Here is a 24,151-nt window from a genome sequence, read left to right as displayed (position 1 = left end):
AGGAAAAAGGAGTATTTTTAATCTCTGTACATCGTTTTTAGTATGAAATATTTTTGCTGAATCAAAAAAGGACTTCCCAAAGCTTGAGAAATCCCTTTTCATAGTTAATCTAAAATTTTTACTGTTACGTGTTTCACACCCCATTGGAGTGCTTGTCCTTCAGTAGGAATAAATACATCAATTTTATTACCCTTAATAGCTCCCCCTGTATCAGCTGCTATCGCTTCACCATAGCCTTCCACCCAAACTTTTGTACCAAGAGGAATAACTCTAGGGTCTACTGCAATGACTTTTAAGTTGGGATTAGATCTAATATCTGTGCCATTTGCGGTAATACCTGAACAACCTTCACAATAGGCCGTATATGCAGTCGCACGCATTGTCAATGTTTTACCAGAACCAGTTGCTGGAGCACTTGCCGGAGCACTTGCTGGTTTAGTTGTAGTCGTTGTAGCAGGTTTTGCAGCTGCAATTCCCTCAGAAGTTTTGGGCTTTGGTTTTGCAGCCGAAGCCTTAATAGCCAATGACTCACCAGCTAAAATTAAATCTGAACCAAGGTTATTCCATGCTTTTAGTTCATCAACCGTCACATTATTTGTACGAGCGATTGAAAATAATGTGTCACCGCCTTTGATGACATATTCATCTTCATTTGCCGACTCTGTTTTTGTTGTCGTGTCCTTCACTAAATCCAGCTCTGGATAGAACCACAACGACTCCATCTCATTTAGTTGCTGGAATTCTCCAACCGTTAAATTATAAATCTCAGGAATTGCCCATAGTATATTGCCTGGTGATTTGTCCTTCGCAGAGGAAGGACTTGCATACAGACTCAAACCAAAGGTCATCGCTACTGCTAAAGCTAATGCTTTTTTCTTCATGTTTAGTAATACCTCCATCATTTTATTATTTGTTGCAAATCTGCTGCTAGCACGCTAGAGTTGAAAGCTCTACTATGACAGCAACCATAAGTTTGCAAATTAATAACTCAGGGTTATCCGCCTGATATTAGGAATTATTACTATAAAAACGGAAAAATATACAATTTCAATTAATTTTTTAGTAATTCGCAGATTTTGAGGGTAAAAAATCTATAATTTTGTAGCACAGTTTCGGACTTTTTTATATTAGATATTTGCTATTTTTAGCCGATAAATAAAGAAAGGGGGGGGAATGTAGAAATGGAAATTAATTCACTCATGTCATCACAGCTGATGGAGCTTCAACAAACCGTACAAATGAGCGTAATGCAAAACGCACTCAATTTGAACACATCTACAGCTATTGAATTATTACAAGATCTACCTCAGCAAGTTCCTACACATCCATACAAAGGATCAAGAATAGACATCTCAGTCTGATAATGCAGCTATATTTAGCGGAAGGTGGTCCTTATATGATCCGGGTAATTGTGATGGACGATGAACCATTAGCTCTTGTTAATATAAAAAAACATTTAAATGCATTTGATGACATTGAGGTCATTGAAACGTTTACTACAGCAAAAGACTTACTGATAGAAGGACCTACCTTAGACTTTCAAGTAGCCTTTTTAGACGTTGAAATGCCAGGTATGAGCGGTTTAGAAGTTGCACAACTAATAAAAACATGGGACAAAAACATCTGTATCATTTTTGTAACTGCCTATCGAGACTATGCTGTTCAAGCATTTGATGTACAATCTCTTGATTACTTATTAAAGCCGATTTCGAAATCTCGCTTAGAAACGACGATTAATAGAATTCAAGAGCTGTTCCAGAAAGATCTAACATCAGCAGCTCAAACTCATCAAAAGCCTTCGCTTACGATCAGATGCTTTGGGGAATTTGTCGTTTCTTATGAAGAAAAAGCAATTCATTGGAGAACGATTAAAACAAAAGAATTGTTTGCCTTTCTTTTTTTACAGCTTCATATGCCAGTACCTCGTGATACCATCCTAGATACACTTTGGAGTGATACGGATATTAAAAAGGCAAGAGTCCAATTGCATACTACCGTTTCATACTTGCGTACAACGCTTTCATCGTATGGTTACTCTGATGTGATTGAATATACGAATGGCTGCTATATTTTGAAACTAGAGGATTTTCAATGTGATGCCCATGATTTGGAGTATATTTTAAATACTAAAGCAGAAACAGGAAGATTGGATATCGAGAAGGCGGAGGAGCTCATCCAAAATTATCATGGTGAGTTTATGGCGACATTGGACTATTCATGGACTGCTAGTAAAGCTAACTTAATGAATAAACAATTTACTCAATTACTCGATGAATTGATTCATTATTACACTAAAAACCGGAATTTTAAAAATAGAGAACGTTCATTATTGTTAGCTTTAGAGTTAAATCCATATTCCGATAAAACTGTTCAGCTATTAATTCGGCATTACACTGAGATTGGTAATCGTGCTGAAGCCATAAAAATGTATCATTCTTTTAATAGCCTTTTATTGTCAGAATTAAATGTATCACCCACTCAGGAGACAACAGACCTTTTTCAAAATGTTGTACAGGCACAAGCAAAGGAGCTTGAAAAAAGTATATAACCCATCATGTTGAGGATAGGAAAAAGCATGCTAGTGTACAGTACTAGCATGCTTTTACATTATTTAACAATCATTTGTCTCATATTTCTAACTACACATAAACAGTTACGTCCTGATTGTTTAGCTTTATACAAAGCATGGTCTGCAATTTCTATCAATTGGTTAGGACTCTGGATATTTGGTGTAAAAGCCGTAATTCCAGCAGACATGGTTACGGGTCTACCACATGCAGTTTCTTGTAAGGCTTGCTTAATCCGTAGACTTTCTGCTAATTGTACAGCATCATCTATGTTCATTGAAGGCAGGATGACCATAAATTCTTCTCCGCCATATCTAAAGCAAAAACCTTGATCCCCCACACTGTTTTGCATATTAATAGCAAAGGCTTTTAAAACTTCATCCCCTACTGTATGACCATATGTATCATTTATACTTTTAAAATCATCTAGATCTATTAAGATGATGGCATGCGGAACCTTATCTACAATCAATTCATGTAAAGTTTGATCCATTCTTCTGCGATTAGGGATTCCTGTTAATGAATCTAAGTTTAATTGCTCTGTTAAATCAGAAATTTTACTTTGCGAGCAAATCACCATTTTTTGTACATTGTTTTTCAACAGCTTTGCTTCATAATACCAATCAGCAATCTCCTCAGTCTCCTGGCCCTCTTCACCTACTTCAATTTTTGTTGAAAGATCTTTTAGAGGCTGTGTAATTTTGATAGCTAACCATACAGTTAGGCCCAATACAGCTGCTACAACTATGATGATTGGGACAATAATTTTCTTAAAAAACAAACTAAAAGAAACCATTCTTTCATCAAGTAAAGTATCAACTACTTGTTCCATATACGGTTCTAATGAATGATCATTTGTCTTAGCACCTTGTAAATAGTCTTCCGTAATTGTAGAGACTTCCTTTACATAGATTTCTTGCATGTCTGTTTTATTTTCCTTCAAAATTTCATTAAAATTTCGATAGCTACTCCAAATACTAATACTAGATGTCGCGAGTACAACGACAATCGTCATACTAACAATAAGAAACGATAACTTTAACTTGAATTTACCCACAATAGATCATTTCTCCCATTGAGATGATTTTTTCGTTAAATCTTATCTATGTTTCAACTCAAAATTTAATATATTTATTCAATCATCATAAGCCATATCTCTTAAAGAAAACTTAAAAACTAATGAGATTTTACTTTTTTTCAGATTAATAGGAAAAAATCGATAGTACTACGACCCCCATATAGTTCTATTTATATAGGTTTAAAGTATTCTTTTACACCCCTTCATATTTCCTTTTTTCCAATTCCATGGCATGGTAGATGAAGTTATTTAAGAAATACATTAGGAGGGAAAATGGCTGTGTTGAGAAAAACGACTATCCGACATCTACTTATTATAATTGCCATTTTTATAGTCCTTACTTCTTTACGATTGCTATGGTTAAACTACTTCCTGCCCTCTAATCATCAGCCTAGTGCCCAAGGTGGTATTGTAGATCTGAACAATCAGGACCTTTTGAATGAAGAAGTTCTTTCTTTAAATGGCGAATGGCTCTATTCCCCTGGACAGTTCGTCAATCCTGAAAATAAAGGAAGTAGTCAAAAGACCAATATCGAGGACCATACTATCCAAACTCTTCCTACACTAAAAGGCGGGAAAACAATTCACCCCTATGGTACTTATCAACTAAAAATTCTGCTACCTAATCTTGCAGATAACAGCCGATATGCCATTCGTATTCCTGCTATCTCAACCGCCTCTTCCTTGTATATAAATGGCGAACTTGTAGGACAGTCAGGTAAAGTGGCAGATAACAGGCAGGATCATAAAGGGCAAGCTGCACCCTACACAGTTTATTTTACAAATACGCATTCTGAAATTAACATCATGCTTCATGTATCTAATTTTGATACATCTAAAAGCCCAATTATTAATAAAAGGATTTCATTTGGCACTGCGTCAGCGATGACTCATCATCAATTAATTACAGGTCTATCTCTTTCAACAATTGTCGTTATGCTAATACTGTTTGCTCTTTTTAGCATACTTGTATTTCTGTTCATCTATAGGAAACCTATCGTTTTACTATTTACATTTGGCTTTCTACTACCCTTGGCAGATGAATTAATTACGTTTGATCGCTCTCTGCTAGATTGGTTGCACCTTGATTATGTATGGTCCTATAAGCTTTCTTCTATTATTTTTCTCGGAGCCTCTTTTTTCTTTGTTCAATTTATGAGAGTCCTCTTGGTTAAATATCACAGCACTAAAACATTTCAATGGATTGTTGCCTTTTATGTACTAGACGCTGTATTCATTATAATTTTACCAATGTCGTGGCTGGTACCTACTAAAATGATTTTCTTTGTACTTTATCTAGTGTCCTTTCTCTACGTCGTGGTACTGGCTCTTAGAGAGTATTTAGAAAACCAAAAAAGGAGCTCTGCTTTTATTGCTCTAACAGCTGTTGGTACAACAAACGGTATTTTATGGGGATTAATCAAATCTATTTACGTATTTGACATACCTGTTTATCCATTTGATTATTTATTTGTTATGCTCGGTTTTTCTAGTTATTGGTTTAGACGTTTTCATGAGAACTCCCAGCAAATCCAAAAGTTAGTCGCAAAACTACAAAAGGAGGATACTTTGAAAGATGAATTTCTCACAAGTAATGCACAGAAACTGTGGAGTCCGATGAATAGGATGATTACCCTAGGTCAGTCTATTTATGATAATCCGAAGAATAGACTTGTAGCTGAAGATCATCGAAATCTTAAACATCTGATTGATATAGGGAGAAGTATGTCCTTCACATTAAACGACATACTGGACTATACCCGCTTAAAAGAGGGTAATTTACATCTTCATACACAAAGTGTAAACCTTCAAGGTGCTGTTTATGGGGTCTTTGATATGCTTCGTTTTATTATAGACGGAAAGCAAATACATATGGTATCATCGGTACCTCGAAATTTCCCAAATGTGTTAGCTGACGAAAATCGTCTTATTCAAATCCTTTTTAACCTTTTGCATAATGCGCTAAAATATACAAGTGAAGGCTCTATAGAAATTACCGCTCGTGAGGAACAGCATATGGCCATTATCCACATTCGTGACACTGGACAAGGAATGGACGATTTTGTGAAAAGTCTTGTGTTTACACCTTATGAACAAGGTCAAGAACATGATGAAGGCATTGGAATTGGGCTTCTCATTTCAAAAAAACTAATTGAGTTACATGGTGGTACGATGCATATACAATCTGTTCAAAATAAAGGATCAGACATTTATTTTACATTACCGCTTGCAGATGAAAGTAAACAGAGCGAACATACATCCTACATGTTTCAAGATAATACTCAGTTACCAACTATAGAACAAAGGCTGTCCACAGTATCAGAAAAGCATTTCAGTATTTTAATGATTGATGATGATCCTACAAATTTAACAACGATGAAAAGTATATTTTCGAAGTCTGAATACAAAGTTACTACTGTTACAAGCAGTGAGAAAGCTTTAACGCTCATTCAGCAAGCCTCATGGGATTTGGTGATTGTGGACGCAATGCTGCCCTATATTTCAGGCTACGCTGTAATCGAAAGAATACGAAAACAATACTCATTGCTCGAATTACCTATCTTATTACTAACAATAAGAAAGCACCCTGAGGATGTTTATACAGGCTTTGCCTATGGGGCCAATGATTATGTAACAAAACCTATTAATGCATTAGAGTTAAAAGTAAGAAGTCGCGCCTTAATTGATTTAAAATACAGTATTCAACAACACTTACATTTGGAAAGTGCCTGGCTTCAAGCTCAAATCCAACCACATTTTTTATTTAATACGCTCAATACGATTGCTTCTCTTAGTACCATTGATACTGATAGAATGATTGACTTAATGCACCATTTTGGTGAGTATTTACATGCCAGCTTTGATGTTCGTAATCTTCAACGAGTTGTACCGCTAGAGCACGAGCTCGAGTTAGTTCACTCTTACCTTTACATTAAACAACAGCGATTTGGGGAATTAATTCATATTGAATGGGATATTGATGAAAATATAGAAATTGAAATACCCCCCATTTCTTTACAGACTTTAGTTGAAAATGCCATTCGACACGGTATTTTAAAAAAGACAGAAGGCGGTACTGTTTGTATCCGTATTAAAGATTACACAACTTATATAGCCATTAGCGTGATTGATGATGGTGTGGGAATTAGCCCTAGTCTATTAGAGGAATTACAAGCAAATCACGAAACTGCATGCTCTGGTATAGGTATACGAAATACGGATTTACGCCTTAAAAGAATTTATGGTCAGCGATTACAAATTCAAAGTACAGTCAATCAAGGCACAAATGTAACCTTCCATATTCCCAAAAAATAATAAATAAGAGTCATTACATCCTCTTTCCGAGTTTGGAGTGGCTCTTATTCCTTATTTCAAATTACAATTCTTCTATAGATTTAAGGGAATCAGGGTACATTATACATATAGAATGAAGAAAGGAAGGATCGATAGATATGTACAAAATATACATAATAGAGGACGATGTAAATATTGCTTCACTAATCGTTGAGCATTTATCCAAGTACCAGTATGAATGCTATCCTGTCCAACAATTTCAGCACATTATCGAAGAATTTAATGCCATTCAACCCCATCTAGTCATTATGGATATCAATCTCCCAACCTATGATGGCTATTTTTGGTCACGAAAAATTCGTCAGCTCTCAACCTGCCCCATCATCATTGTTTCTGCCAGAGTAAATGATATTGATCAAGTATATGGTATTGAAAATGGGGCTGACGACTTTATCACGAAACCTTTTTCATTAGACGTCTTTATGGCAAAGGTTAATGGATTACTCCGACGCACATATGGTGAATATGCTTCAACCGAAACAACTACCATGACCATAGCTAATACTACATTAAATCCAGATACAGTTCGTCTTCAGGCAGAAGGTAATGAGAGCCTGTTAACATTAAAAGAAATGCAGCTAAGTAAGCTATTATTTGAAGCCTATCCCAATGTTGTGCCTCGTCAAAAGCTACTAAGTGCTATTTGGGATGATGAAGCCTTTGTAGAGGAAAATACATTGTCCGTGAACATTGGTCGACTACGTAGAAAAATGGAAGCAATCCACTCACAACTTGAGATTAAAACCATTCGTGGTCTAGGTTATCAATTAGTGGAGGAAGGTAAATGAAGCTATTCTTTCGAGAACATCTAAGCATTCTTATTCTCTATGGCATAAGCTTTCTGCTATTACCTTGGATTATTCATACTTTAGATGACCTTGCGTCACACTATGGCTACTTTATCTTTCTTGCCAGCTTTCTGTTTAGTATATGGCTACTAGGTCGTTATTATCGTAGACGAAAGTTTTATAAGCATCTACAGAAAGATATCCACACACAGGAGGATCTTCATCTGTTTGAACCACGTGCACCAATTGAACAAGTTTATAGCGAAAGATTGAGACAAATACAGTATCTATTTTTAACTCAGCAACAACAATTAGACGAACAAGCACAAGAAAAGCAATTGGTTCTATCACATTTTGCACATCAAATGAAGACGCCATTATCTGTTATTCAATTAATTGTTCAATCCGCATCCAACAAAACTACTGAAGAATTACTACAATGGCAAATCGTTAATAAAGAATGCGATAAACTGACATTTACACTTAATCAGCTATTAACGTATGAGCGCACATCTCATTTAGTAGCCGATTTAAAAGTTGAACCCATTGTTTTAAAGGAACTAGTGCAGGAGGTCATCAATGATTTGAAGGATTACTTTATCATGAATGACATTTTTCCAAAAATGATGCTTGCTGAAAACCATATTATTTATTCAGATCGAAAATGGTTAAAAATTGTACTTTATCAAGTGTTCAATAACGCCATTAAATATAGTGACATAGCAAGCACAATTCAAATTCATTATGACAACGCCACTTTACACATAAAAAACTATGGTGAAACAATCCCTACTAGCGAAATATCACGAGTGTTTGATTTATTTTATACGGGTATGAAGGGGCGAACGAGTGGCGAAGCAACAGGTATAGGATTATATTTAGTGAAAAAGATATTAACTACATTAGATCACCCCTTCACTCTTCAATCCTCTGACCGTGTTACGACTTTTTCCATAAATTTTTCAAACAGCCAAAAAAAATAAACATAGGAACTGTGTCAGCCAAGAGGGCTTTTTCTACTATGACGTCATCCTTTATCAACATGAACGAAGATGACAACTTTGTCATCTTCACGTCATCAAGCGAAATAGGTTATATCCCGCTCCTTTTTTATACTAAAGTTATCTAATGATCATAAAGGAGTTGTTTCAAGTGGGGAATACAATACTTCAAGTAACCAATTTACAAAAAGAATATATCGGTGAGCTCACATATAAAGCGTTAAACGGAATTGATTTTCAGCTAAGTCAACAGGAATTCGTAGCTGTCATGGGTCCTTCTGGTAGTGGAAAAACAACATTTTTAAATAGTGTATCTACTATTGATCGGCCTACTGCTGGTGATATCATCATCAATAATAGAAATCCCTATGTCTTAAATGATGAAGAACTCGCCCAGTTTAGACGCTCTGAACTAGGCTTTGTTTTTCAAGATTTTAATCTTGTGCATACACTAACAGTGAAAGAAAATATTTTATTGCCATTAACATTAGATAGCTTTCCTGCACCCAAAATGCGTCAGCGCTTAAAGCATGTCGCTCAATTTCTTGGTATCGAGGAACTGTTACCTAAACGTATTTATGAAATTTCAGGTGGACAAAAACAACGAGTAGCCATAGCTCGAGCTGTTATTCATGAACCTAGCCTATTGTTAGCAGATGAACCTACAGGAAATCTAGATTCAAAGGCGGTCAATGATGTGATGAACTTATTTACCTCCATTAATCACGAGCTCAAAACAGCTATTCTCATGGTGACCCATGATCCTTATGTAGCCAGCTTCGCCAATCGAATTATTTTTATGAAAGATGGCAAGTTGTATAATGAAATACATCGTGGCAACAACCGCAAGCAATTTTACCAAGAAATAATGGATACGCTTGCTTTTTTAGGTGGTGGGCATCATGAGCTTTAATCACATCGTCCTTCAAAATATTTTACGGGACAAATGGACATACGTTTCTTATTTCTTAAGTAGCATGTTTTCCATTATTATTTTCTTTTTATTTTCTGTGATCGTCTTTCATCCAAGTCTGAAAAGCTTAGACCCCGATTCGACACTTGGTATCTCACTGATGTTAGCTAGTATGCTCGTTTATTTATTTTCTTTTATTTATATCACCTATTCAATTATGGCGTTTTTACGTAAGAAGACCAAAACGCTAGGAATATTTATGATTACGGGAGCTTCCATGAAGCAAATTCGTAAGCTTGTATTCCGAGAAAATTTGTTAATTGGCATTTTAGCTATTCTATTTGCGATCGTTCTCGGACTTGTCATTACGCCACTTTTTTTAATGGGGGCAAAGGTTGTTTTAAAGGCAGAAACGTTTGGTATGTACATGCCTCTACAAGCAATTGGCTTAACGATTGGCTTATTTCTGATTTTATTTGTGGTGATATCGACAGTCATAACGAGGTTCATTAATAAAGAAGCATCTATTCAGCTCTTAAAAAGTGATACGATTATCGAAAAATCGATTAAGCCGCATTATGTGTTGTTCATTTTAAGCATAATGATAACTGGTATATTAGCGTACTTCTTAAAAACTGAGCATGCCATTGTAGACACGCTAGGTATTCTCTATTATCTGTTATTTTTCACTAGTATTCTTTGTACAATTCATTTAGTCATCGCACAGGGCTTGAGGCTATTTTTAAAAATATTTGAAAGGTCCCCTGCCTATCTTCGTAAAACGAATATGCTGTTGGCATCCAATTTAAATGCAAAAATGAAATCACATGCAAATATGCTGTTTCTAATCACTATCCTATTAAGCGGTGTCTTTCTATGCACTAGCATTTTATTTAGCTCTTATTACAATGTAAAAAAGGATAGTGAAGAAAATTACCCGTATAGCTTTCAATACATTGCTGATCCAAAGGCTGACGACAATATGGTAAAGGCTGATCTTGATTATCTTGAAAATAATCTATCATCGGTTCGTGCACAAAAGTTTTTTATTGAATTTAAATCAAATGAGGATCAACGCATTGGCTATATGGCATTAACGGATTATAACCTGTTACAACAACAGGAAAATGTCCTACATCAAAATGAATTTATTGCTGTAGCAGGAAGTCGAGGTGTAGCGACTATAACAGACAATGCCAGTGACCCGTATATAAAGTCGTTCAAACTTACTAAAACGATTGAGCAAAATCTGCTATCTACTGGTTTCCAGCATAGTTATTTCATTGTACCTGACAGCATCTACCAAGCCATAGACTACCCAGTTTATAAAACCTATATTTATGAGCTAGACAACTGGGCAGCCCATATAGAATTGGCGAATATAATTACTAAAAACATACCATCTCTACCTGGAGAACGTTATGTTACTTCCAAAATTGATTTGTATGACACGGAGATGTTTATCAAAAGCGTCATGTTCTTTATAGGCTCTATGTTAAGTTTAATTTTCTTAAGTGCTGCCATGAGTATACTGTATTTCTATTTGCAAACTACATTACTACAGGAGAAGGAAAAGTATATTGGCATCCGTAAGCTAGGGCTTTCCAAAAAAGAATTAGCTACCGTTATTGCCAAAGAGTTAGCGATCCTTATATTTGTGCCGTTCACTATTGCCATTATGCTATTGCTGACGACATTATTGTCTATGCGTACAATGGTCTCTACGGCATTTTTACAGGTTTCCATGGCTAGCTCTTGCTGTTTCTTTGTGCTTTTCCTCATTAGTTACCTATTTATTCGTAAAAGCTATTTTAAACGCCTTGTAAGCTAAAGAGGCTGGACCACAACTTTGGCCATCACGCAATCTAGATACAATTAACAAATAGATATACGCAGAAAACCCGAACTATGACAAGACACTAATTGTGTTTTGTCAAATAGTCCGGGTTTTATTGGCTAAAATCTTTTTGTTCCATGCTCTTTTTACCAGAAAATCGGCTTTGCTACCATTAACCAAAGCATGATAAGCAATAATAAAATATACATCCACGTTTTACGCTGTAAAAGAGAAACAAATTGTTGTTGATTATAAGAAGGCGTATTAAATGTACGTAATGTCGGTTTAAACGCTCTAGCTAAAAATACAATGGATGCAAACATCACAAGGAAGGTCATGACAATCCATGAAGTATTCCAATGATAGCCTGCATACCACATTAGCAAAATACCTGAGGCTACTAGGACATGTCCTGAATGTTTAACAATAGCAATAGCCCCTTTAAACGCTTCTATATATGGTGGCATTTCATCATTGGAAGCTGTGCGCATTTTTTTAACAATCGTTAACACAACGAACAAAGGCCCAATCGAAAGAACGGCACTTAAAATATGTATATAAAGAAGAAGTGTATAAATGGAAAACATGATGTGTACTCCCCTTTTCATCAGTCCTCTACATTATAGCACCCAACCTAAGTCTACTTTATCAGCAATTGTGAATCCTTTGTAAACACAGCTTGAATCATTGTTAAATTGTTTGAAAACTGCACAAAGAGGGTATTGTTTATAGTAACATGCATTTATAGAACAAAAAGGAGTGATTTTTATAGGAATTCATCAATTTTTTACAAACCTTAATGACTTAGAGCGTATCATTCGCTGCCCTGGTCGCTTCAAGTTCGAAGAGCATAATGTGGCTGCCCATTCTTGGAAAGTCTCACAATACGCAATGTTCTTCGCAACATTAGAAGAAATGAATGGAGCAGAAGTGGATTGGAAGTCCTTATATGAAAAAACCATCAACCATGACTTTGCTGAAGTTTTTATTGGAGATATAAAGACCCCTGTCAAACATGCGAGTCCAGAGCTAAAGCAAATGCTAGCACATGTGGAAGAAAAGATGATGGAAAAATTTATTATCAATGAAATTCCACAAGAATTTCAGGCTATATTTTTTGAACGGATGAAGGAAGGTAAGGACAACACGTTAGAGGGGCGTTTGCTCGAATTTGCGGATAAGCTCGATCAATTTTATGAAGCTTTCGCTGAATTAAAGCGTGGCAATACTGACAAAGAATTTGTCTATATGTACCAATCAGCCCTTTCAAAACTTTTGGCGATTCCACTTGAAGCAACAGTGCAATATTTCCGCACAGAAATTTTAAAGGATGCAGTAAAGGAAAAAACGCATATCGATATTCAAGCCTTAACAGATGAAGTACTAAAGCCAAATAAATAAGATGCATGTACAAGTTTTCCGATTGAAAAATTCACGGAAGGCTTTTTTTATTTTCTAAAAAAAATCGTATAATGAGAGGACATGGATTGGAGGGAAAGTATTGTCACAGGAATGCTCGATTGTAGAAGATTTAATACCTCTTTATAAAAAACAAAAGCTCCAAGCACCGACGATAGAATTTGTAGAACAACATCTAACAACTTGTCAGCAATGTCAGCGGCTAGCCCATTCACAGCCAACTCAAGATGAATACTTACCCATGAAAAGAACATTATCCTTTTTTCACATCATATTTATTGTGTTATCTTTTATGTTTGCCATTAATTCATCCTTACTCGGCAATCAAAAGGGCTTTGTTATCTCATATGCACTTTTCGGTTGTCTTTCTTACCTTTTCTATAAAAACATCTGGATTGTCTTTATCATAAGCTCCGTGCCTGTATTTGTTTGGGCTATCATTAATAATCTAAATAATGGGCTCTATATTACAACCTATTCCTTCGCAGAAATAGGAGCACTCGTGATTGCAGCCGGCTACATCGCTCTTTTACATACAATTTTCGCCTTATTAGGTGCTGCTTTTGCCATTCTACTACGTAGGGTTTTTCAATAAATAATTATACAAAAAGCACCTTAAACTGATTTCTAAAGTTTAGGTGCCTTTTGGTTTTTATGCTTTTTTCACGAATTCTGACTTTAATTTCATAGCACCAAAGCCATCAATTTTACAGTCAATATTATGATCGCCTTCTACAAGACGAATACTTTTTACCTTTGTCCCAATTTTTAAAGTGGAAGAACTACCCTTCACCTTTAAATCCTTAATAATGGTAACTGAATCGCCGTCAGCTAACAGATTGCCATTTGCATCCTTTACAATAAGTGCATCCGACTCCTGTTCTGATGCGTTCATACTCCACTCATGTGCACATTCCGGACACACATAGTTTACGCCATCCTCATACGTATATTCAGAATGACATTTTGGACAATTTGGATAAGCTGCCATTTCCGCTTCCTCCTTTACATATTTTCTAGGAAAATCCTCTTTATGCTCCTATCTTTACATAATCAATCATAATAAGTAAAGACTGTTCGTATTTTCCGTTCGTATTTGTGAAAAAAATATGAAGCAGTGGCACCATTTTGAAGGTATTTCTAGATGTCGATTACACCATTTGGAACACTTGCCCATTGACTAATTTACAGTAATCATCTTACTTGCATGTTCGTCGATCATGCTTTATTATATCCATAAAGGCTGCATTGTTCGTATAATATTAAGTTTTAACCTTTAAGCTGTAAAAGGGAGTTTTATTATTGGAGTTGGAATGACGGGCCTCACACTACGGTGCATGAGGATAAGCAGGAAAACTTCTGCGAACACCCACTTTGAGGAGTGGTGGTTTAAAACTTTCTATAATAACTACGGCATACGCGGCTTTTTAATTTAACCTTACAGCCACAAGGCTTTGAAGCGAATCACCCTTCATTATTGGAGGGTGATTTTTTTTTTGCACTTTTCTATCGTGTGCAAATCGTGTGCAAAAATTTATAATATCGCATGAATAATCTTAGTAAAACGAAGTAAAGCAATACCACTTTATTTAGATTGTTGCTCTAAATAGGCAGAACAATTTTGATACTGTTTTGTACCTTTTAAGAGCATCTTAATAATATATTGAATTATATAGTTCCTAACTTTGAAATTATACCATTCACAAATGTATTTAAATTGGTATAATTTCATTAAATTAGCATTATGCTAATACGCTTTAAAAATTTACTATAGTCTGACTAAAAACAAATATTAGAGTTAAAGTAGGAAAAGAATCAGCTTAGAAAAGCTCGCTCATTTTTAAGTAAATTTCAATTAAAAAAAGTTAGTTTAAAATTTAATAATAGGAGGAATTGTACATTGTTAAAAAGTTGGCATTTAAAAGGATTTAAATCTATTTACGAAAGAACAAATTTCGATATTTTACCACTGACGATTTTCACTGGAGCTAATAGCTCAGGTAAAAGTTCTGTAATTCAAAGTATTTTATTGAGTACTCAAACAATACAAAATAATGTCCCCTCAAAACCAATAATTTTAAATGGACAAATAATTAGACTAGGGAGCTTTAATGATATTTTATCTTTTAATAATGAAGACAAAAATATCACTATTGGCTTTGAATTAGAAAGTTCTCATGTTTATCACGAAGAAGAAGAAGAGGCCAAAGATAAGAATAAAAAGAAGAATATAATTTCTTGTACCTATAAATTCTCTATTAAAGATGATAATGAAGTTTCATCCCTTCAGCCTGTATTAACTAATAGCAAAATCTCTATTTATAACCCAGACGATGCTACAAAAATTTTAAATAATATTGAAGTGAAAAAAACACCGCTCTCAATAAGTGAAAAATTAAAAAAATATAATATTGATTCAATTAATGAACGCTCATATCCAAGTTTAGATTTAGATGTAATTAGCCCTATAGTTCCTAAGAACTATTCCTATTTATCAAAGTATAGATATGATGCTTTTTCTTCTTTAAATGAGGTTTATATTGGGGCTGAAATGTTACATTTTATTCCTCAAAAAATAGTTTCTCTATATAATCGAAATGAATTAACTGCTATTAAATCTTTAAATTTCCTTAAATTCCCTATGTATGAAGATATTCCTCCAACTAATGAATTAGCAAATCCAAAATTAGTTGATATCTTAAACCATAAAATTACTGATATACTTAATGAATTTAACACTTCGGATCGGTACAAACACTCTAACAGGAATCACTTTATTAATTCACTAGCAGATAGTTATTTTAAAGATGGAGAATTTAAACATTTAAGTAAATTTATTAGCGTATTACCAACTGCTTTCTCACGAGAATGGACAGAATACATCGAATCAAATCAGAAAAAATTAATTGAACTAATGATTTCTGATTCAAAACCGAAGTACGAGTTGTCTTCAAGAATCCACTCAATTAATCCAATATTTATTGATGAGATCGTTAGTTACTTTAATAATAAGGTTAAGTATTTAGGCCCTTTGAGAGACGAGCCAAAGCCTATTTATCCTAATTCCAGCTCCCTTGATTCCAAAGACGTTGGATATCGCGGTGAATATACAGCAGCAGTGCTTGAACTACATAAAGACACTATCATAAATTATTACTCTCCTGTTGATTTAGAGCTTGATGAGTATATTGAAAAAGAGGGACGACTTCTTGATGCAGTTCTTGAGTGGTTAAACTATATGGGAATTAGTGAGAATGTGAAAACATACGACAGAGGAAAACTTGGACACGAGCTACAAGTTAAATTAAGCTCTGAAGGAAAATATCATGATCTTACAAATGTTGGAGTAGGGGTTTCGCAAGTTTTACCAATATTAGTTATGACTTTATTGGCAGAAAATAATTCTACGATAATTTTCGAGCAACCTGAGCTACATCTGCACCCAAAAGTACAAACAAGACTAGCTGACTTTTTTGTAACAATGATCAAACTAAATAAACAGTGTATTGTTGAAACTCATAGTGAATATCTAATAAATAGGTTAAGGTATAAAGCTGTTTCTTCTCCAAAAGATAATATTAATAAAAATGTAATGATTTATTTTGTAGAACAAGAAGAAGGCAAATCAAAATACCGTCCGATTCAAATAAATGATTATGGTGTAATTGAAGATTGGCCAAAAGGCTTCTTTGATGAACATGAAAAAAACGCTACAGCTATTTTAAAAGCAGCAAGACAAAAAAATAGGAGGAAGTGACTTTGCAAAATGTAATAATAGATCCATACACTCTCATTTTCAATCCACTATATAATTCAAAAACTGAAATGTTGAATTATATAGATAGAATCTTAGACGCCGATGAGATTAAAAATTATAACTTCATAAAAGCATTAATATCTGATAATACGGCAAATTTACTAATGTCACAAAATAATTTTCCAGAATGGGATGTCTTAAATACCGAATTAAAAAAATTCGATTTACATGGTCAATACCAAGCACAAGATATTTTTCGTGCATTAGAAGGGATATTAAATTTAGACACCATTGAACGTCATACTAACGTTCAAGATATCTTGTATACACCTTTATCAGCTTTAACTTCTGAAGTGAAAAATGCTGCTGATGAGTATTTAATAGAATTAGAAAGATTATATGTATATTGTGTCTTAAACAGTAGAATACACGGTTCAACGATTCTAAAAAGTATTAATACTTGTGAAGTAGAAGTATGTAGTGAAATTTTGGAATTTACCCCTCCACAGCAAGATATTGAATTACCTTTTACTTTTACTGAAATTCTAAATACTATCGATACCCTACAAGAAATTCTTTTATCTATAGATTGTATAGACCTTTGGAAAAATTCTACTACTGAAGATCAATTTACTGAAATCATTAAATTATATCTGATACAAGAAAACGCAAATTGCAGGAATAATTTCGAAATAGGTTCAAGTTTTATAGAAAATTTTAAAAAATATGGATTTTTCCAAGAAAATTCGAAAATAAAAGGGGTTCTAAAGAGTATAACTGAAGTTCTAACAGGTTCTACTCTTAATAAAGTTCATGCTCTTAGGATTAATGAAGCAGGTAACTCCCCTCAGATTGAAGGGAATTTAGGAAAGGCATGGAGACATGATATAGATAAAGAATTTCACTTACATTATTGGAAAAAAGGGAACACTATTACCTTTGCCTCTATAGGTCCTCATAATACTTTCTCTATACCTGAGTAGTTGATGATAACTATGTAACAAAATAAAAATTATTGAATATAAATGTAGCTCTCGAATTGATGGCTACTTTTATATTCAGCTATTCAGTACAAGCATCCTCCAAAGCATCGATTCTAGCATCCCATAATTTACGTATACTCTTTTTTCCTGCTCCACCAACCTTGAAAAATCACAAGCACTGCATTCGGATTTACCTTAGCAAGTACGCATACATTCTTGCTAAGTCTTTACTAAACATGACAATTTTCTCCCTTACTATTATTGTTAGACATGTTTACTCAAATGATTGTTAGCATCATTCCATATTGTCTTAACACCTTTTTTCCCATCCCCCCAAGCTTGAATTAACTCAATTGCTTTATCAGCATCTACTTTGGAAAGCTCACTAAGTTTACTAGGTAAATTTGAGACTATCATTACGATCTCCATATCAATAGGTAACATGCTGGTGCTCGCCTCCTTTTAACTCTTTTTTATTTTGCTCTTTAAGAGCATGTTTATACGGTAGACATATTTGGAGTAGAGCTAATACGGCAAACAAAAGGACTCTCCGTATTTGGAGAGTCCCCTAAATTTATTCATTAGCGTAAACCATATAATCGACTTCAACATCCGTTAAGAAGTAATCCTTTAAAGCCCCATTACGCTTTAAAACCTCGATGTGCTCATAAGCTTCTGCTGCAGTCTTAAACATTATCATTTCCTCGCTATCATTATCGAATAGAATTTCACCACTTACCCGGATAATGAAGCATACAGCTATTTTCTCCATCTCTATAGCTACATCAGCTAAACAGTCATTACGATAAAGATTGAAGTATTCTACAAATTGTTTCACTTCTAGCTCTGATCGATTCATGACATCTTGCACTTCAACATAAAAGATTTTGTCCAGGTATTGTCCTGCTTTATCATAAGTACACGGATGTGTTTGTGAAGCTTTCCATTCTGTAAATTGAACATCAACTGCCTCTAATCTAATCTCGCTATATTCGTGGATATTCATAGTCTCTGACATTGTTAATTGCCTCTTTTTATGTGTAGTTTTTTATAATTCAAATCTCATGGCTGATTAATTGGCCACCAATTTACTTCTTCAAAAACGGTAAATACTCTGGCACTTGCAGTTTACAAGTAGCAGGACGGTACCCTACGTTGAGTGGGTACCAAGTTGACATCCCCTCACCTTGAGGGTAACCATTAGGTAGATATCATTACCTTTTTGATATTCAACTACTGTATGGCTGTCAGTGGTTCACCCTTTAATTCGTATAATCACATGGTTACTGTCTTCGCTTAATTCAGTCGGAGTAGGTGCACCATTAGTCAAAACAATAACATTCACCTGTTCGCCTTTACGCTCAACCACTTCAATCTCAATTGACTTTACTTTACGGCTCAAGGTTATGCCCCCTTTGACACTATGATGATGGCGTGAAATTGCTTATTTCGTTTCATGCGATCGCTTCGATTGTTATACGCTGCATATCCGCGGTAAACAGCCACTTGAAAAGTATTCACTCCACTTACGGCTTCTATTAGCTCCTCCAGGCGATTGAGGCGTTTTTCAATGTTACTCATCTCCGAACACCTCAATTCCCTTGTCGCTCAAATACTTCATGAACTTTTCAGCTTTCTCAATACGTTTCTCCAGCTCACAGTCACGTAGGTTCATCTGCATAAGACTGGCAAGATATCCAAGGACACGTGCCTTTTCAATTTCATCTTTCGGCGCCCTTGTTTCTACTCTCCGTAGATTATTAATCGTTTCAGTTAGAAGCTGTCGCACATGAGATTGTGTAGTTAGCCTTTTGTTTTTCACTTCCACTAATTCCGTCAACTAATTCACTTCCTGTCATCTAATCGTTTTTTCCATTTAAAGATCTCACCTATATGAAACACTTTGTCGGATGCTGTAGCATTATCTTGAAAATAAGCTGTTAAGTGCGTGAAATACTTTCTTAATTTCGTTTCTGTAGAAGGCTCTCGTTTCTCCTTCATCAACTGCTCAATACGAGCTATACGTTTTTCAAGATTACTCATACCCCTACCCCCTGTATAAAAATAGCTATATATCATAGGTTGAGCGCTATTTTACATTTACATTTTGTAGCGCTCAACGTGTCGTTTTATCACTATACGTGATCTATTAATGTCACCATTTCGGTGAAGATCCGTTAAATAGCTGACTTCCGTCTATATATGTGACTGTTTCATATAAGAAAGCTCGGTCAACATCTGGTGTAGAGCCAACTAACATTAAATTTTCATTAATAAGAGCTTTTTGCTCTTTTTCCAGATCGCGTAGCCCTTCTGGATATGTCACATCTTTATATCGCTCATGAATAACATCGTGTAGCGCTCGTACATTTTGTACAGTGTAATCAGTTGACTTCCTTCCCTCAGAAATATGGGCACCTAAGCTAATTTGGCCTTTGTCCCAGGCTTCAGCTTTTATGAATGAAGGTTTGAAGCCATTTGCAGTAATACTGTATAAGACCTCAATAGCCTGTTTATTATCACTTTCAGTAATTTCGGTAATAGCACGTAGATAATCGTCATAATTATTGAGACGTGACAGGGTATTTTCTACATATTCACTTAGATACTTAATCCCTGTGATGTATTCAACATCTATCACCTTTTTCGTGCCTAATTTTGTACCGTATTCACTTTTAATATCTTCATTTTTGAAGTAGTGTTCAAAATTAAAAATCGGTAATGGTTTAGCTGCTGAGATTAATTCATCCAGTTCCTTTAATCGTGCTTGTACTTCAGCTTTTCTCTGATTCGCTTTATTGTTATATTGATCCAATAGACTCTTTGCTTTCTTTTGGTACTCCTTACGTTTGATTTTTAACATGCTCTCGTTATATATGTCTTTTGCATCATCATATTGTTTTCTGATTTTCTTTGCTTCTTCTACCCAATTCATCTATAATCTCTCCTTAATATTCAACGTAATTTCTTTTTTTGATTCTATTAATAAATGCGGCTAAGTCCTGAATTTCATATAGTTTAGCTTCATAGAACGGACTACCATAGCTCAGCTTCTTAAGCTCACGTTCTAATACATGAAGCTGCCTTTCAAAAGGTTTAATGGCCACTGATCTACGTTTCATTAGCTATTACTTCCTTTGCCAATCTTTTAAGCTTTTTACAGCTTGATCGTATAAGGATATAAATTCCCTCATTTGAAGATGTAATTGATCATTCTCATAAGATGCTTGTGTGTAATTTTCCAATCTGGGAAACATCGCATAGTTCTTTTTACAACAAGGCGTTTTACGCGCACATCTAGGGCGATATTCAAACCCCCATCGTTCTTTAATTTCAGTTCCGCAATAAGGGCAATTGAACACATTAAAAAACTCATATCGGAACACCTTGGCTTTTGGATTCGTTTCTACTTTTTCGACTTGCACTTTTGTAACATCTAAACCTCGTGCAAATCGGTTGTTTCTTATTCGCATGTGACTCACTCCAATCCTATATTTTTATTCGCATACGGTTTTTACTGCTCATATACGTGTCATATACGCACTGCATACGTCTACTTTTCGCATTCTAAAAATCGCCCCATCACTTATGGCTGTAAGGCTCTTGGTTATTTTGAAAATTCTTCATACGTCTTATACGCTTTTCTATCAACTCCTATGCTAATCTTTAATAGCAATGTGCATAGTCACGGTGCATAACGGTTCTGTCACTCTAGCTATACTATTACTTTCTATTTTTCTATAAGAGTTAAAAAAAAGACGTATGAAGCATTGATAAGACCCCAAAAACCCTTATGGCTCTAAGCTTTAAGGCATACGCCCTAACTCTTTAAAAAGCGTATAGAGGGCATATAAGATGGGTAAAAGGCGTATATCTTGTTCAATAAGCGTATGCACTATGTTAGTAAATCGTCCTTCCCTTTGAAATCACCCTCAACTGAATTATTACCACTTAATAAGGCGATGCCTAAGAGTTGCATTTTGGTACTGCCGAATGTTCGCTTATATTCGAAGCCTTTAGATTGCATGTCCCCTACAAATTGACTACGAGTAGGCGTGCTGTACACGTTACTTTCTCGTAAGTATTCGATGTAAGCATTATGCAATTCTTCTGCTACTACTTTATTTTCTTCATCCAGATCACATAGGTCGTCAATAAATGTTTGAAGAGGGTCACTAACAGCTATATAGTCTTTAAGTGCTTCGCGCGAGGAAGCCGTATCCTCGAAACGGCCACGCTCCATTAATGTTCTCAAACCAGCTATAGCCTTATTAAGCAAGCCAGAAAGCTCTTGTTCTGTGGTTAATTTCTCAAGAAGATTCACATCCGCTTTCTTACTTTTCGCACCGTTTCCTCCAAAACTATTAGGAAAAGTGATAATTTTAAGGCGGCGAATAAAGCCTTTTGAGAAATCCCTAGAATGGGGTATTTTGTTCATTCCGTATACTAGCCGGGCATAAGGTCTAAAATTAAATGCATCTACATTTTTTCGTTCTGCATTAAGCTTGTCCGATGTTACAACCGCCTTAAAAATATCAGTGTCACTTAAAGCACTGCCAGGTAAATCTGCTTGGGTATTGAGTAGCTTGTTCTGCAGCTGAGCAAGCTTGAACCTATTAGAAGATAAATCTTGTAGACTCACATTTGATATATTTTCCTCACCAATAAATGCGTTCAATAAATCGATAAATACAGACTTCCCGTTTGATCCTGAACCTAAGAGGAAAAATGCTACTCCTAAATTCTTAGGAATGAGGCATAAACCGAACAGCTCGTACACCATATTTATTGAATCTGCCGGTACTACTTCGCTGATGAATTTTTCAATATTGGGGCAAGTAGCTGTCTCATCGTATCTAACAGGTATTTGACTGAAAGAAATGAAATCACTACAGTGCTCCATCAACTCGCCTGTTCGCCAATCAAGTAGACCATTTTTGAGGTTAACTATTTTGGTGCTTGGCTTCTCCAGGTGTATCGATTTCACCGTATGCAAGTCTTTAATTATCTCCACTACCTCATTACCATGTGTACTACGATATCTATCACCTAGCACTCTAGCAGTCATCCTACGAACCTTGCGCTCGTTATCAGCTACATAAACCCCATTCTCGTACACATAAACAATGCCATCGACTGTAATAATTGGGTTTGCCTGAACTAAGCACTCAGCTAACTTAGTTGGATTAAAACCATGCTTGGAGAAAAAGTGATCAGCAATATCAAGGTTTTTATTAGTTTGTTCTTCCTCATCCTCTAAGTCGCCAAAATCATCTATAGCGCTTTGTTTAGTATCCTCAATTAACTGCTGCTGTGCCTTCTTATCCTTTTGAACTAATTCGACCATACGAGCATATGAGGGCCGTTTAGTAACGTCTTTCGCCATATCCTCCTCGTCGTCAATATCACCAAATAAATGGATACGCACTAAATCAAAAGCATTCACCAGCTGTTGAGAAACTGGATCGGTACCATGATGGGAATATGAGAATACATCTTCATAGGTTCTCATGCCTCCCCAAGTGGTGCCTTTAATGTATGTGTATCGGTTTATTTCAGTAGTTTGCTCATATACATCAGGTAGAAAGGTTTCAATCGCTTCGTGAATGCTATATGTTCTACAAAATAGCCCTATAACATTTGGCTTTTCTAATGGATTGCCTGCTTTTTTAATATCTCGTTCGATTTGTCTTCGCTCTTTCATACGACTGCTATAAGGCCATTCATTCGGATCCTTAAAATCTTTATATCTTGAAAGGACCTGGTCAGCACTCACTAAATGGCCATCCTGATAATCGAATACATACTCACCATCTGAACTCGTTGACGGCCAAAACATCATACGAGACTTTTGATAAGTCGTATCATCGAAGTAATCTATTCCAAGATCACTAGCTAAAACTCTCGCTATTGGTTCATATTCTTCAGCATTTATTACTCTGTCTAATGGAATAAGTAATCGTAGACGTTTAGCTTCACTGGTATGCTTATGTGTGCTATATATCGCACACTCAAAGCCATGAAAAAGTTGTAATTCTTCCCAAAACTCATGTTTGCCAATATGATCAGCATCAAGTGTTACTATCCGTCTATTTAACACATTGTCGTTTTGACGAATACCATCTTTAAGTTCGCCTATGAGGTATCCACCTACGTCCTTTATAGATGCTTGTTCATCAGCAGACATGTTTAGATATTCGTTAAATGTTTCGTTTGTTCGAGTCGTCTTACTAATACGTTGTAATAGCTCTGACCAACTCATTTGTTCATTTTTCCATCTTGATGAAGTACGATGCTTAGCTATCGCTATGGAAAAATAGAAGTCATTTGATGTTATAATTTCCTGCATCTACTCACTTCTCTTCACTTTCAAATATTGTACTTTAAGTAAATATTCGCTATAATATTCCTGCATTTATTTTCGCGTAATAAATGCTTAAACAATGTTCTCTTT

Annotated in this window: 25 protein-coding genes and 1 other RNA gene; 12 read left to right on the top strand and 14 right to left on the bottom strand. The window is 35.3% G+C overall.

The genetic code is table 11. The annotated features are described in order from the left end of the window. Nucleotides 1–104: 104 nt before the first annotated feature. On the bottom strand, nucleotides 105–881 hold the full coding sequence (locus tag NV349_RS01880) for a 3D domain-containing protein (protein WP_036117861.1): 777 nt from the start codon (nucleotides 879–881) through the stop codon (nucleotides 105–107). A 300-nt stretch (nucleotides 882–1,181) separates the two neighbouring features. Here NV349_RS01880 and NV349_RS01875 point away from each other — a divergent pair, with 300 nt between their 5' ends. Both NV349_RS01875 and NV349_RS01870 read left to right on the top strand, forming a co-directional pair. Further along, complete coding sequence (locus NV349_RS01875; protein WP_141905175.1) at nucleotides 1,182–1,361, top strand: YjfB family protein; 180 nt, start codon at nucleotides 1,182–1,184, stop codon at nucleotides 1,359–1,361. A 35-nt stretch (nucleotides 1,362–1,396) separates the two neighbouring features. Further along, entirely contained in the window at nucleotides 1,397–2,548 is a 1,152-nt protein-coding gene (locus tag NV349_RS01870; RefSeq protein ID WP_271912197.1) for a response regulator, read from the top strand. Between the two features lie 59 nt (nucleotides 2,549–2,607). Here the strand turns inward: NV349_RS01870 and NV349_RS01865 are convergent, their stop codons facing one another. Next, entirely contained in the window at nucleotides 2,608–3,624 is a 1,017-nt protein-coding gene (locus tag NV349_RS01865) for a GGDEF domain-containing protein (protein WP_271912195.1), read from the bottom strand. 294 nt (nucleotides 3,625–3,918) lie between these two features. On the opposite strand from NV349_RS01865, the gene NV349_RS01860 reads away from it, so the two are divergent. The 5 genes from NV349_RS01860 to NV349_RS01840 all read left to right on the top strand — a co-directional run bounded on the left by NV349_RS01860 (nucleotide 3,919) and on the right by NV349_RS01840 (nucleotide 11,532). After that, nucleotides 3,919–6,960 (top strand): hybrid sensor histidine kinase/response regulator, encoded by a 3,042-nt coding sequence (locus NV349_RS01860; RefSeq protein WP_051891569.1) that lies wholly within the window; start codon nucleotides 3,919–3,921, stop codon nucleotides 6,958–6,960. A 137-nt stretch (nucleotides 6,961–7,097) separates the two neighbouring features. Then, entirely contained in the window at nucleotides 7,098–7,787 is a 690-nt protein-coding gene (locus tag NV349_RS01855; RefSeq protein ID WP_036117873.1) for a response regulator transcription factor, read from the top strand. Further along, nucleotides 7,784–8,770: a sensor histidine kinase gene (locus tag NV349_RS01850; protein WP_036117876.1), complete on the top strand. Its 987-nt coding sequence runs from the start codon at nucleotides 7,784–7,786 to the stop codon at nucleotides 8,768–8,770. Before NV349_RS01855 ends, NV349_RS01850 begins: the two co-directional genes overlap by 4 nt. 169 nt (nucleotides 8,771–8,939) lie before the next feature. Further along, nucleotides 8,940–9,701: an ABC transporter ATP-binding protein gene (locus NV349_RS01845; protein ID WP_036117879.1), complete on the top strand. Its 762-nt coding sequence runs from the start codon at nucleotides 8,940–8,942 to the stop codon at nucleotides 9,699–9,701. Then, the gene (locus NV349_RS01840) at nucleotides 9,691–11,532 is read left to right on the top strand and encodes an FtsX-like permease family protein (protein WP_271912193.1); all 1,842 of its coding nucleotides are present in this window, start codon (nucleotides 9,691–9,693) and stop codon (nucleotides 11,530–11,532) included. The genes NV349_RS01845 and NV349_RS01840 overlap by 11 nt, the downstream gene beginning before the upstream one ends. A 152-nt stretch (nucleotides 11,533–11,684) precedes the next feature. Here NV349_RS01840 and NV349_RS01835 read toward each other — a convergent pair whose 3' ends face one another. Then, a complete protein-coding gene (locus NV349_RS01835) occupies nucleotides 11,685–12,125 on the bottom strand; it encodes a DUF2269 family protein (protein WP_036117885.1) in 441 nt (146 codons plus the stop codon). 172 nt (nucleotides 12,126–12,297) lie between these two features. Here NV349_RS01835 and NV349_RS01830 point away from each other — a divergent pair, with 172 nt between their 5' ends. Together NV349_RS01830 and NV349_RS01825 are read left to right on the top strand one after the other, a co-directional pair. Further along, nucleotides 12,298–12,939, top strand: a complete 642-nt coding sequence (locus NV349_RS01830; RefSeq protein WP_080717022.1) for a YfbR-like 5'-deoxynucleotidase — start codon at nucleotides 12,298–12,300, stop codon at nucleotides 12,937–12,939. Nucleotides 12,940–13,039: 100 nt separating this feature from the next. Continuing rightward, nucleotides 13,040–13,552, top strand: coding sequence for a zf-HC2 domain-containing protein (locus tag NV349_RS01825; RefSeq protein WP_101966956.1), 513 nt, complete (start codon nucleotides 13,040–13,042; stop codon nucleotides 13,550–13,552). A 57-nt stretch (nucleotides 13,553–13,609) separates the two neighbouring features. Here NV349_RS01825 and NV349_RS01820 read toward each other — a convergent pair whose 3' ends face one another. After that, on the bottom strand, nucleotides 13,610–13,948 hold the full coding sequence (locus NV349_RS01820; RefSeq protein WP_036117890.1) for a zinc ribbon domain-containing protein YjdM: 339 nt from the start codon (nucleotides 13,946–13,948) through the stop codon (nucleotides 13,610–13,612). A 246-nt stretch (nucleotides 13,949–14,194) separates the two neighbouring features. Here NV349_RS01820 and ssrS point away from each other — a divergent pair. The 3 genes from ssrS to NV349_RS01805 all read left to right on the top strand — a co-directional run bounded on the left by ssrS (nucleotide 14,195) and on the right by NV349_RS01805 (nucleotide 17,697). Next, a non-coding RNA gene (ssrS, locus tag NV349_RS01815) (6S RNA) lies at nucleotides 14,195–14,387 on the top strand. 470 nt (nucleotides 14,388–14,857) lie between these two features. After that, on the top strand, nucleotides 14,858–16,714 hold the full coding sequence (locus NV349_RS01810) for an AAA family ATPase (protein WP_271912191.1): 1,857 nt from the start codon (nucleotides 14,858–14,860) through the stop codon (nucleotides 16,712–16,714). 2 nt (nucleotides 16,715–16,716) lie between these two features. Next, complete coding sequence (locus tag NV349_RS01805; protein ID WP_271912189.1) at nucleotides 16,717–17,697, top strand: hypothetical protein; 981 nt, start codon at nucleotides 16,717–16,719, stop codon at nucleotides 17,695–17,697. 264 nt (nucleotides 17,698–17,961) lie between these two features. Here NV349_RS01805 and NV349_RS01800 read toward each other — a convergent pair whose 3' ends face one another. The 10 genes from NV349_RS01800 to NV349_RS01755 all read right to left on the bottom strand — a co-directional run bounded on the left by NV349_RS01800 (nucleotide 17,962) and on the right by NV349_RS01755 (nucleotide 24,046). Beyond that, nucleotides 17,962–18,141, bottom strand: a complete 180-nt coding sequence (locus tag NV349_RS01800) for a hypothetical protein (protein WP_271912188.1) — start codon at nucleotides 18,139–18,141, stop codon at nucleotides 17,962–17,964. Between the two features lie 130 nt (nucleotides 18,142–18,271). After that, nucleotides 18,272–18,715 (bottom strand): hypothetical protein, encoded by a 444-nt coding sequence (locus tag NV349_RS01795; RefSeq protein WP_271912186.1) that lies wholly within the window; start codon nucleotides 18,713–18,715, stop codon nucleotides 18,272–18,274. Between the two features lie 237 nt (nucleotides 18,716–18,952). Then, nucleotides 18,953–19,099, bottom strand: a complete 147-nt coding sequence (locus NV349_RS01790) for a hypothetical protein (protein WP_271912184.1) — start codon at nucleotides 19,097–19,099, stop codon at nucleotides 18,953–18,955. A gap of 2 nt (nucleotides 19,100–19,101) precedes the next feature. After that, nucleotides 19,102–19,278, bottom strand: coding sequence for a hypothetical protein (locus NV349_RS01785; RefSeq protein WP_271912183.1), 177 nt, complete (start codon nucleotides 19,276–19,278; stop codon nucleotides 19,102–19,104). Next, complete coding sequence (locus NV349_RS01780) at nucleotides 19,271–19,537, bottom strand: hypothetical protein (RefSeq protein WP_271912181.1); 267 nt, start codon at nucleotides 19,535–19,537, stop codon at nucleotides 19,271–19,273. The genes NV349_RS01785 and NV349_RS01780 overlap by 8 nt, the downstream gene beginning before the upstream one ends. A 5-nt stretch (nucleotides 19,538–19,542) precedes the next feature. Further along, entirely contained in the window at nucleotides 19,543–19,740 is a 198-nt protein-coding gene (locus tag NV349_RS01775) for a hypothetical protein (RefSeq protein WP_271912180.1), read from the bottom strand. 112 nt (nucleotides 19,741–19,852) lie between these two features. Further along, nucleotides 19,853–20,632 (bottom strand): hypothetical protein, encoded by a 780-nt coding sequence (locus NV349_RS01770; protein ID WP_271912178.1) that lies wholly within the window; start codon nucleotides 20,630–20,632, stop codon nucleotides 19,853–19,855. A 13-nt stretch (nucleotides 20,633–20,645) separates the two neighbouring features. Continuing rightward, nucleotides 20,646–20,819 carry a hypothetical protein gene (locus NV349_RS01765; protein WP_271912177.1) on the bottom strand — a complete coding sequence of 58 codons (174 nt, stop codon included), beginning with the start codon at nucleotides 20,817–20,819 and terminating at the stop codon, nucleotides 20,646–20,648. A 6-nt stretch (nucleotides 20,820–20,825) separates the two neighbouring features. Then, nucleotides 20,826–21,170, bottom strand: a complete 345-nt coding sequence (locus tag NV349_RS01760; protein ID WP_271912176.1) for a hypothetical protein — start codon at nucleotides 21,168–21,170, stop codon at nucleotides 20,826–20,828. A gap of 422 nt (nucleotides 21,171–21,592) precedes the next feature. After that, a complete protein-coding gene (locus tag NV349_RS01755; protein WP_271912175.1) occupies nucleotides 21,593–24,046 on the bottom strand; it encodes a DNA primase family protein in 2,454 nt (817 codons plus the stop codon). Nucleotides 24,047–24,151: the final 105 nt, after the last annotated feature.

Source organism: Lysinibacillus sp. OF-1 (assembly GCF_028356935.1).
GTDB lineage: Bacteria > Bacillota > Bacilli > Bacillales_A > Planococcaceae > Lysinibacillus > Lysinibacillus fusiformis_D.
The sequence above is the reverse complement of the archived record's forward strand: the minus strand, read 5'-3'. Positions and strand labels throughout refer to the sequence as shown.